The sequence below is a fragment of the Kitasatospora sp. NPDC004240 genome (assembly GCF_053603215.1).
The window spans coordinates 1-10,036 of record NZ_JBSGFD010000257.1; the positions used below are offsets into that span (position 1 = coordinate 1).

The 10,036-nt window shown below is 75.7% G+C and carries 6 protein-coding genes and 1 pseudogene; 6 read left to right on the forward strand and 1 reads right to left on the reverse strand.

All coding sequences use genetic code 11. The annotated features are described in order from the left end of the window. A pseudogene (locus ACWEQL_RS37935) lies at nt 1-590 on the forward strand (hypothetical protein); the annotation flags it as partial. A gap of 89 nt (nt 591-679) precedes the next feature. Here the strand turns inward: ACWEQL_RS37935 and ACWEQL_RS37940 are convergent. Further along, nucleotides 680-1,225 (reverse strand): SHOCT domain-containing protein, encoded by a 546-nt coding sequence (locus ACWEQL_RS37940; protein ID WP_452155400.1) that lies wholly within the window; start codon nt 1,223-1,225, stop codon nt 680-682. A 57-nt stretch (nt 1,226-1,282) separates the two neighbouring features. Here ACWEQL_RS37940 and ACWEQL_RS37945 point away from each other — a divergent pair, with 57 nt between their 5' ends. The 5 genes from ACWEQL_RS37945 to ACWEQL_RS37965 all read left to right on the forward strand — a co-directional run bounded on the left by ACWEQL_RS37945 (nt 1,283) and on the right by ACWEQL_RS37965 (nt 9,934). After that, complete coding sequence (locus ACWEQL_RS37945) at nt 1,283-2,404, forward strand: protein kinase (RefSeq protein WP_452155402.1); 1,122 nt, start codon at nt 1,283-1,285, stop codon at nt 2,402-2,404. A 158-nt stretch (nt 2,405-2,562) separates the two neighbouring features. Next, complete coding sequence (locus ACWEQL_RS37950) at nt 2,563-4,284, forward strand: serine/threonine-protein kinase (protein WP_452155404.1); 1,722 nt, start codon at nt 2,563-2,565, stop codon at nt 4,282-4,284. A 129-nt stretch (nt 4,285-4,413) separates the two neighbouring features. Further along, nucleotides 4,414-6,063: a succinic semialdehyde dehydrogenase gene (locus tag ACWEQL_RS37955; protein ID WP_452155406.1), complete on the forward strand. Its 1,650-nt coding sequence runs from the start codon at nt 4,414-4,416 to the stop codon at nt 6,061-6,063. Nucleotides 6,064-6,099: 36 nt separating this feature from the next. Beyond that, on the forward strand, nt 6,100-7,926 hold the full coding sequence (locus tag ACWEQL_RS37960) for a GMC oxidoreductase (RefSeq protein WP_452155408.1): 1,827 nt from the start codon (nt 6,100-6,102) through the stop codon (nt 7,924-7,926). A gap of 124 nt (nt 7,927-8,050) precedes the next feature. After that, nucleotides 8,051-9,934: a hypothetical protein gene (locus ACWEQL_RS37965; RefSeq protein WP_452155410.1), complete on the forward strand. Its 1,884-nt coding sequence runs from the start codon at nt 8,051-8,053 to the stop codon at nt 9,932-9,934. Nucleotides 9,935-10,036 lie beyond the last annotated feature (102 nt).

A 10,036-nucleotide genomic window follows, 5' to 3' on the forward strand; every position in this document is an offset into this window, starting at 1 on the left:
CCGCGCCGGCCACCGGCGCCCCGGCGCCCACGGGCACCGGCGCGGCCACCCCCGGCCCGGGCGAAGGCCCGACCGACACCGCCTCCATGCCCACCGTGCCCGCGGTGCCGCCCGCCACCGGGCCGACCCACCCCGCCCCGCCGGCGGTGCGGGCCGGGTACCACGAGGTCAAGGACTCCTCGGGCTTCTCGATCGTGCTGCCGGACTGGCTCCAGCCGGCGGGCTCGTCCGACATCCGCCGCACCTACAAGGGCAACGGCAGCACCCTGGTGGTCGAGTGGACCACCAAGCCGGGGCCGAGCGCGGTGGCCGACTGGCAGGAGTCCGAGCCGGGCCTGCGCGCCCAGGTCACCAACTACCAGCGGGTCGCCCTGCAGTCGGTGGTCTACCGGGAGTGGACCAACGCCGCCGACTGGGAGTGGACCTTCGGCAGCGGCACCCGGATGCACTCGCTCAACCGGGGTTTCGTCACCGGCGGCGGCAAGTACGGCTACGCGATCTACTGGACGATGCCGGACGCGGAGTGGGGCTCGGCGTCGAGCGCCGAGGCCCGGCAGACCGCGTTCGACAGCTTCAAGCCCGCGCCGTGACCGCCCGTCCCGGCCCCGTCCGGGGTCGGGACGGGCGGGGCCGGGACCGACCTCGGGTGGGGCCGGGACGGCCGATCCCGGGCGGGGGGTCAGCCGATCAGCCGCTGCTTGGCCCGGGTGAACTCCTCGTCGGTGAGCGCCCCCGCGGTGTGCAGGGCGGCCAGCCGCTCCAGCTGGTCGAGCAGGTCGCCGCCCGGGGCGGTCGCGGCGGCCGGGGCCGCCGGCGCCGCGGACAGGGCGGCCCGGTCCTTCTCGCGGGCCAGCCGGGCGGCGGCGCGCAGCTGTTCGGCGAACACCTCGGCCTTGACCACGTCCTCGAAGCGGTGCGAGCCGGTGAGCGCGACGACCAGCAGCACCTCGCCGTTGATCCGGCTCTTCGTGGTGGTCGCGTCGGTGACCGCCGAGAGCGGAACCGGCACCGGCGGCTTCCCGTCCTTGAGGAAGAGCAGCCGGTGGGTGGTGAGCACCAGCACGCCCTTGCGGAAGTGATCGGGGTGACGCCCGGCGGTGGAGGCGATCGGCTGCTCGTCCGGGCTGACGGTCGCCTCGACGCTCCGGAGCGCTTCGGCCTTGGTGGCGTTGTTGCCGTTGCCGGCCACGTCGAAGGCGGCGTCGATGAGTTCGGTCCAGTCCATGGACCGAGCCTAACCGTGCCGCCACGTACCCTTGGCGTGGAACGGGGAGGAACAGGCATGCGAGCGGGCCCGGGGCTGGTGCTGGCGGGGCGTTACCGGGTGACGGAGCGTCCGGAGCCGCTGCGGGCTCTCGCCGTGGACGAGCGGAGCGGCGAGAGCGTCCTGCTGCGCGGCGTTGAGCTGCCCGGCCTGCTGACGGACGGTCCGACGGCGCTCGTCCCGGAACTCGACGACCCGGTGCCCGCACAGGGCGACCGGCTGGTGCGGCGGGTCGCGGAGGTCGGCGCGGGCGCGCCCCGGCACCCCCGACTGCTGCAGGGCGTCGGCGCGTTCGTCGACGGCGAGGTGCTCTGGACGGTCGAGGAACGGCCGGCCGGTGTCCCGCTCGCCGAACTGCTCGCGGACGGCCCGGTGCCGCCGTACCGGGTGGCGGAGGTGGCGGCCGACCTGGCCGGTGCGCTGCGGGCGCTGCACGGGGCCGGACTGGCGCACGGCAACCTCACCGCGGAGTCGGTGCTGGTCTGCGAGGACGGCGCCGCGCTGCTCGGCGGTCTGCTGTCGGGCGTGGCCGAGGAGACGCTGTCGCAGGACCTCGGCGGCCCGGGCGGCCGGCGCCGGTACGAGGTGCGGGCGGCGCTGGTCGGCCCGGTGGCGGAGCGCTGGCCGCTGGACGGCGGCCCCTCGGGGGACTGCTGGGCGCTCGGGGTGCTGCTGCAACGGTTGGTCACCGGCCGTGCGCCGTACCCGGAACGGGACGTGCCGCTGCTGGTGACGGCGGTGCGGGACGGGCGGCGGCAGCCGGCGGAGGCGTGCGGGCCGCTGGCGCCGCTGGCGGAGCGGCTGCTGCAGCCGGACCCGGCGCTGCGGCCCGGGGCGGAGGCCGTCCAGCGGGAGCTGGCGGCGCTGCTGGAGGGCGCGCCGGAGCCGGAGGCGCCGGAACGGGACGCCGCGCTCCCGGTGCCGCGCCCCCGGGGGCCGCTGGTGCGGCGTCAGGGCGGGCGGCGGGGCGCGCCGGAGTTCCGGGACCGGCCGGTGGCCGAGGGGCCGGCCCAGGGGTCGGCGCAGGGGCCGGTCCGGCCGCCGCGGATCCCCCCGGCGCTGCTCGGTCCGCTGCTGGTGGCGGGGGTGTTCGTGCTGTTGGTGCTCGGGGTCGCGGCCGTGGTGCTGTTCGCAGGCTGACGGAGCCCGGCGCGGGCGTGCGGCCGACCCACGGACCGGGGGAGATTACCGGGGTGGGGGCGGGGCGCTTAATGTGTGCGTGGGATTTGTTCGAACAGTGGTCTGCACCGGGCCCTCCGAAGCGGTGACGGCAGGCGGATGAGGGGGAGCGGTCACTGATGGGCGTGCAGGACCGGCCGGAGTCGGCCGAGGCGGAGCGGCTGCTCGCCGGACGGTACGAGCTCGGCGAGCGGCTGGGCCGAGGCGGCATGGGGACCGTCTGGCGGGCGCGTGACCGGATGCTCGACCGCGAGGTCGCGGTCAAGGAACTGACCGTCAACCACCTCCCCGAGGACGAGGCGCAGATCCTGCACGCGCGGATGAAGCGCGAGGCGAGCGCGGCCGCCAGGATCAAGCACCCCGGCGTGATCACCGTCCACGACGTGCTGGAGCAGGACGGCCGCCCCTGGATCGTCATGGAGCTGGTCGACGGCCGTTCGCTGGCCGACGTCATCAGCCAGGACGGGACGCTGCAGCCGCGCGCCGCCGCCGAGGTCGGCAGCCAGGTGCTGGCCGCCCTGCACCGCGGTCACCAGCTGGGCGTGCTGCACCGGGACGTGAAGCCGGCCAACGTGCTGCTGGAGCGCGGCACCGGGCGGGTGGTGCTGCTGGACTTCGGCATCGCCACGTACGAGGGCTCGACCGAGCTGACCCGGCCCGGCGACCTGGTCGGCTCGCCGGACTACCTGGCGCCCGAGCGGGCCCAGGGCGAGCGTCCCGGGCCGGCCTCGGACCTGTGGGGCCTCGGGGCGACGCTGTACGCGGCGGTGGAGGGCGAGTCGCCGTTCCGCCGGACCTCGCCGCTGACCACGTTGGCCGCGGTGGTCGGCGACCCGCTGCCGGAACCGCGCCGGGCCGGGCCGCTGGGGCCGGTGCTGGCCGCGCTGATGGCCAAGGACCCGGACGAGCGGCCGACCGCCGACGAGGCGGCCCGGATGCTCTCCGAGGTGACGGACGGGCACACCATGGGCCTCAAGTCGGTCGCCCCCGCGCGCACGCCCACCCAGACGGTGCCCGTGGTGGACCGCACCGAGCCGGAGGACGAGGAGCCCGCCGGGTCGGAGGCGGTGACGGCCGCGCAGCCGGACGCTCAGGCCGCCGGGGCCACCGCGCCGGCCGTCCCGGCGGAGGGGCCGTCCGGTGCGGTGACCACGCCGACCGCGCCGGGTGCGCCGGTCGCGCACACCGTCGCGCCCGCGCGCGGCCCGCGCAGGCGCCGCAATCTGCTGCAGATCGTCGCGGTCGCGGTGGCCGTGGCGGTGGTGGCCGCCGGGGCCACCTACCTGGTCACCCACCGGGGCACGGCGACGCCGACGCCCGGGCCGGCCGCCTCGGTGAGCCCGGTGGCCTCCGCGAGCGCCGGGGAGGGCGGCCCGATACCGGACGGCTACCGCTGGGTGGACGATCCGGCGGGCTTCCGCTTCCCGCTGCCGATCGCCACGCCGGCCTGGCAGCGCAGCACGGACAACGCGAACCAGATCTTCTACAGCCCCGACAACAAGGTGCACTACCTGCAGTTCGCCGTCACCGTGGGCCAGTCGGTCCCGCCGCTGGAGCACCTCCAGCAGATGGAGACCACCGTCTCCAAGCTGAAGGACTACCGGCAGCACAAGATGACCGGGATGAAGGCGAACGGCCACGACGCGGCGATCTGGGAGTTCAGCTACGCGGCCAAGGAGGGCGGCCGGCGGCACGCCATCGAGGCGGAGTTCATCGACGAGGACGGCACCAGCTACGCCATCTACCTGTCGGGGCCGGAGAAGGAGAAGAACAGCAACGACTGGACGGAGGGCGTGCAGCGCTTCACCACGGTGTTCAACCACTTCACGCCGACCCGCTGAGCCGCCCGGTCGACCGCGGGGCCGAGCGCTCTACGGGGGCGCACGGCCCGGTGAACGGTGCGTCGGCGCCCGGCAATTCTTGTTACCGACGGGTACCGAACCGGCCGCCGACCGCCTAGGCTGCGCCGTATGACGGACCTCACGGCAGACATCCAGCCCCCCACGACCGCGACCGCAGCCGTCGGCGTCGGGGCCCGGAACCCGGCCGCCCCCGGCGGGGCCCGCACGATCGCCTCGGCCGTGCCGCCGTCCCTGGTCGCCCGGCTCGCCGCGGGGATCACCGCCACCGGCGAACCGGAACTGGTGCACACCGTCGCCCCGCTGACCGGGGAGAAGCTGGCGGCGCTGCCGCAGTCCGCCCCGGCCGACGTCGAGGTGGCCTTCCAGCTCGCCCGCCGCGCCCAGCCGGCCTGGGCCGCGCTGCCGGTCGCCCGTCGCGCCGCCGTCCTGCTGCGCTTCCACGACCTGCTGCTCAAGCGGCAGGACGAGGTGCTCGACCTCATCCAGGCGGAGACCGGCAAGGCCCGGCTGCACGCCTTCGAGGAGGTGATGGCGGTCGCCATGGCCGCCCGGCACTACGGCCGCGCCGCCCGCTCCTACCTGCGCGACCGCCGCCGCGGCGGCGCCCTGCCGGTGCTCACCCACACCGTGGAGTCCCGCCGCCCCAAGGGCGTGATCGGCCACATCTCGCCGTGGAACTACCCGCTGGAGCTGTCGGTGGGCGACGCGCTGCCCGCCTTCGTGGCCGGCAATGCCGTGGTCAACAAGCCCGACACGCAGACCGCGCTGACCGCGCTGTGGGCCCGTGAGCTGCTGGTGGAGGCCGGGCTGCCGGCCGACCTGTGGCAGATCGTGATCGGCGACGGCCCGGTGATCGGCCCCGAGGTGGTCGAGCGGGCCGACTACGTCTCCTTCACCGGCTCCACCCGCACCGGCCGCGAGATCGCCCAGCGCGCCGCGGCCCGGCTGGTCGGCGCCTCCCTGGAGCTCGGCGGCAAGAACGCCATGCTGGTGCTCGCCGACGCCGACCTGGACAAGGCCGTGGCCGGCGCCGTCCGGGCCTGCTTCTCCTCGGCCGGGCAGCTGTGCATCTCGATCGAGCGGCTGATGGTGCACCGCTCGGTGGCCGACGACTTCCTGGCCCGGTTCGCCGAGCGCACCCGGGCCCTGCGGCTGGGCGGCGGCCTCGCGTACGGCGCGGACATGGGCTCGCTGGTCTCCGTCCGGCAGCTGGACACCGTCACCCGGCACGTCGAGGAGGCGGTCGCGGCCGGCGCCACCGTGCTGGCCGGCGGGCGGGCCCGGCCGGACCTCGGCCCGTACTTCTTCGAGCCGACCGTGCTGGACGGGGTCACCCCGGAGATGGCGGTCTGCGCGGAGGAGACCTTCGGCCCGGTGGTCTCCGTCTACCGCTTCGACACCGAGGACGAGGCGGTCGCCGCCGCCAACGCCACCCCGTACGGCCTGAACTCCAGCGTCTGGACCCGGGACGCCCGGCGCGGGCGGGAGGTCGCGGCCCGGCTGCGCACCGGCACGGTGAACCTCAACGAGGCCTACGCGGCGGCGTACGGCTCGGTGGCCGCGCCGATGGGCGGCATGGGCGAGTCGGGGCTGGGCCGGCGGCACGGCGCCGAGGGCATCCTGCGCTTCACCGAGGCGCAGACCGTGGCCGGCCAGCGGATGCTGCCGATCGCGCCCTCGCTGGGCCTGGACGACGAGCGGTACGCCGCGCTGATGACGGGCGGGCTGCGGGTGCTCAAGGCCCTGCGGCTCAAGTAACCAACCACCGAGGCTCTTCCGAAGGAGCAGTGGCACATGGCGGGGTCTTCCCCTACGCGTCGGCCGGGCGACGGCGGCGCGGGTGACGGCGACGGGTTCGACTACGACGTGGTCGTGGTCGGCTCCGGCTTCGGCGGCTCGGTCGCCGCGCTGCGGCTGACCGAGAAGGGCTACCGGGTCGCCGTGCTGGAGGCCGGCCGGCGCTTCGGACGGGACGAACTGCCCAGGAACTCCTGGGATCTGGCGAACTACCTGTGGGCGCCGCAGTTCGGCCTGTACGGCATCCAGCGCATCCACCTGCTGGCCAACGTGCTGATCCTGGCCGGCGCCGGGGTCGGCGGCGGCTCGCTCAACTACGCCAACACCCTGTACGTGCCGCCGAAGGCGTTCTTCGAGGACCGCCAGTGGCAGCACATCACGGACTGGCAGGAGGAGCTGGCGCCGTTCTACGACCAGGCGCGGCGGATGCTCGGGGTGCGGCTCAACCCGACCGTCACCCCCTCCGACGTCCACCTGAAGGCCGCCGCCGAGCAGATGGGGGTGGGCGACACCTTCCACATGGCGCCGGTCGGGGTATTCTTCGGCGACGGTGAGGACGCCGAGGGCGCCAAGGCGGCCCCCGGGGAGGAGCACCCGGACCCGTACTTCGGCGGGGCCGGCCCGAGCCGCAGGGCCTGCACCGAGTGCGGCGAGTGCATGACCGGCTGCCGGCACGGCGCCAAGAACATGCTCACCGAGAACTACCTCCACCTGGCCGAGCGCGGCGGCGCCGAGATCCACCCGCTGACCACGGTGGCCCGGATCCGCGAGCGCGGCGAGGGCTTCGCGGTGGACGTCCGGCGCACCGACTCCCGCTCCACCACCGACCCGGTCAAGGCCGGGGCGCGGACCATCACCGCCGCCCGGGTGGTGATCGCGGCCGGCACGTACGGCACCCAGAACCTGCTGCACCGGATGCGCGACGGCGGCCACCTGCCCCGGATCTCCGGCCGGCTCGGCGAGCTGACCCGGACCAACTCCGAGGCGCTGGTGGGCGCGCAGACCACCGACCGGCGCTACGGCACCCGCGTCGACTTCACCAAGGGCGTCGCGATCACCTCCTCGATCCACCCGGACGAGAACACCCACATCGAGCCGGTGCGCTACGGCAAGGGCTCCAACGCCATGGGCGCGCTGTCGATCATGCAGGTCAAGGGCGGCGGCCGGGCCCCGCGCTGGCTGCGGTTCCTGGGGTCGGCGGCGCTGCACCCGGTGACCTTCGCCCGCTCGATGAACCAGCACCGCTGGTCGGAGAAGACGATCATCGGCCTGGTGATGCAGTCGCTGGACAACTCCATCACCGTCTCGCTGAAGAAGAGCGGCCCCGGCAAGGGCAGACTGACCTCCCGCCAGGGCCACGGCGCGCCCAACCCGACCTGGATCCCGGCCGCCGAGAAGGGCGCCCAGGCGCTCGCGGCCGAGATCAACGGGTTCCCCGGCAGCACCGTCGGCGAGATCTTCGACATCCCGATGACCGCCCACTTCCTCGGCGGCTGCCCGATCGGCGACTCCCCGGAGACCGGTGTCGTCGACCCGTACCACCGGCTGTACGGGCACCCGGGGATCAGCGTCGTGGACGGCTCGGCGATCTCGGCCAACCTGGGCGTCAACCCCTCGCTGACGATCACCGCACAGGCCGAGCGGGCGATGTCGATGTGGCCCAACAAGGGCGGGACGGACGGGCGTCCGGCCCCGGGTGAGGACTACCGCCGGGTGGTTGCGGTCGCCCCGGAGCACCCGGCCGTGCCCGAGGGCGCCTTCGGTGAGCTGCGGTTGCCGCTGCTGGCCGTCCCGGAGGTGCCGAAGCGGCGGTCCGACGGCTGATCCGCGGCCGGCAACCGCACCGGCGGTCACTGCGTCCACGTCAGTTGACAGCTGTGCGTAACCGATGGGATAAACGGGCTCCCTGGGGGGACCAGGGCTCGCTCTGACGGGGGGAACGCGGTAGATGGCCATGTGCACTGCGTGCGGCGCGGCTTCGGCGGAGGGCGCGGCGTACTGCGCCTCGTGCGGCAGACCGCTGGCCGCGCCCCCGCCGCCCACGACCGCGCCCGGATTCCCGGCGCAGCCCCCGGCCGCCCCGCCGGTCCCGCCGACGGGGGCCCCGGCCGGACCGGCGTACCCGCCGACCGTCGCCGCGCCCGCCGTCGGCACCTGGGGCGGCGGCACGCCGTACCGGCCGGCCGCGGCCCAGCCGGCCGTGGTGCGCTGGCTGACCGGCGACTGGCGTCCGGCGCTGATCGCGGTGCTCGCGCCGACGGCGGTGCTGCTGATCGCCGCGCTGATCGCGGCCATCCCGGGCGGCTACGACCTGGGCATGGGCTCCAGCTCGAACCCTGACGACGGGCCGGAGTTCGGCACCCGCTACGGCGCCATGCTCGCGGCCGCGCTGGCCGCGCTCGGCGCGCCGTTCAAGGCGTCCTACGGCTTCGGCGCCGACACCCGGCTCGAGGGCAACCTGGAGTACGTGGCGCGGGTGGTGCCGATGACGGTCACCGCGCTGTGGCTGCTCGCCCTCTGGCTGGGCCTGCGGATCGGTCTGCGCCGCAAGCAGGCCGCCGGGGCCCCGCAGCTGACCTGGGCCCGGGCCGCCGCCGAGGCGGCCCGCATCGCGGTGGCCGCGGGGGCGGTGACCCTGGTGCTCGGCCTGGTCGGCGGGACCACCTGGCACCCGGAGCGGCGCCGGGGCCGGTACGGCAGCGGCTACCCGTACGGCGACGGAGACAGCTCCGGCTACGGCGTCACCGCCGACTCCGGCTGGGTCGAGGCGCTCGGCTGGACACTGCTGCTGGCCTTCGTGGTCGCGCTCCTGGTGTACGGCACCGACGCGCTGCGCTGGGCCGCCTGGCGCAACCGGACGGTGCGCGGCTGGGCGGTGGCCTCGCTGACGGCGGGCCGGGCGATCGCGCTGGCGGTCGGCCTCTCGGCGGTCACGGCGTTCATCATCGTGGCGGCCCAGGACGAGGGCTGGGCGACCGGCGTCTCGCTGGCCGTCCTGCCCAACCTCGGCCTGATGCTGCTCGGCTTCGCCTCCGGCGCCACCGTCGAGGCGCGCGGCCCCGACACCGGCTACCGCGAGGACGAGACCTTCTTCGACTACTCCTTCTTCGACCTCAAGGACCTCGCGGGCGAGTGGCGCTGGGCCGGCCTGCTGGTGATCGTCGCGGTGCTGTTCCTCGGCTGGTCGGCCCACAGGCGGCGGCTGGACGTCGCCGACCGGCTGCGGCTGGCGGTCGTGTACGCGGGCGGGCTGACCCTGCTGATGGCGCTGGCCGGCAGCTCGGCGAAGGCCGAGATGCCGGGCTACCGCGGCCGGGGCGGGGGGATGAGCTCCGAGATGGCCGACGCGGGGATGACCTTCGGCAGCCTGCTGCTGGCCAACCTGGTCTGGGCGGCGGTCGGCGCGCTGGTCGTGCCGGCGGTGCTGGCCGCGGTGCGCCCGCAGGCCCCGGTGGCGTACGACCCGGGGCCGGCGCCCTTCCCGCCGGGCGGGGCGCCGTTCGCGCCCGGCGGGGTGCCCCCGCAGGGCGGCCCGTTCGGGGCCGGTGACCCGTACGGCGGCCAGTACGGCGTGCCCGGTGCTCCCGGTGCTCCCGGCGCTCCCGGTGCGGCGTACCCGCAGGGCGTGCCGCCGCAGCAGCCGCCGGCCGGGTACGAGGCGGCGCCCGAGCAGGGCGCGCCGGGCACGGTGGTGCCGACCGTGAGCGAGGTGCTGGGCTCGCACGAGGAGGCGCCCGCGCCGTCCGCGGGCGGCGCGCGACCGCCGGCCGCGCGCCCGGGCGGGGACGGCGCGGAGCCGGTCGACCCCAGCGTCTGGCGCAAGCAGCCGTAGCGTCACCGAAGAACCTCCGCCGGGCGGCGGCCGGGCCTCGCCGTCCTGCTGCTGGTGACCGGCGCCCTCGGCCTGTTCGCCTCGGTGGTCCTCACCCTGGAC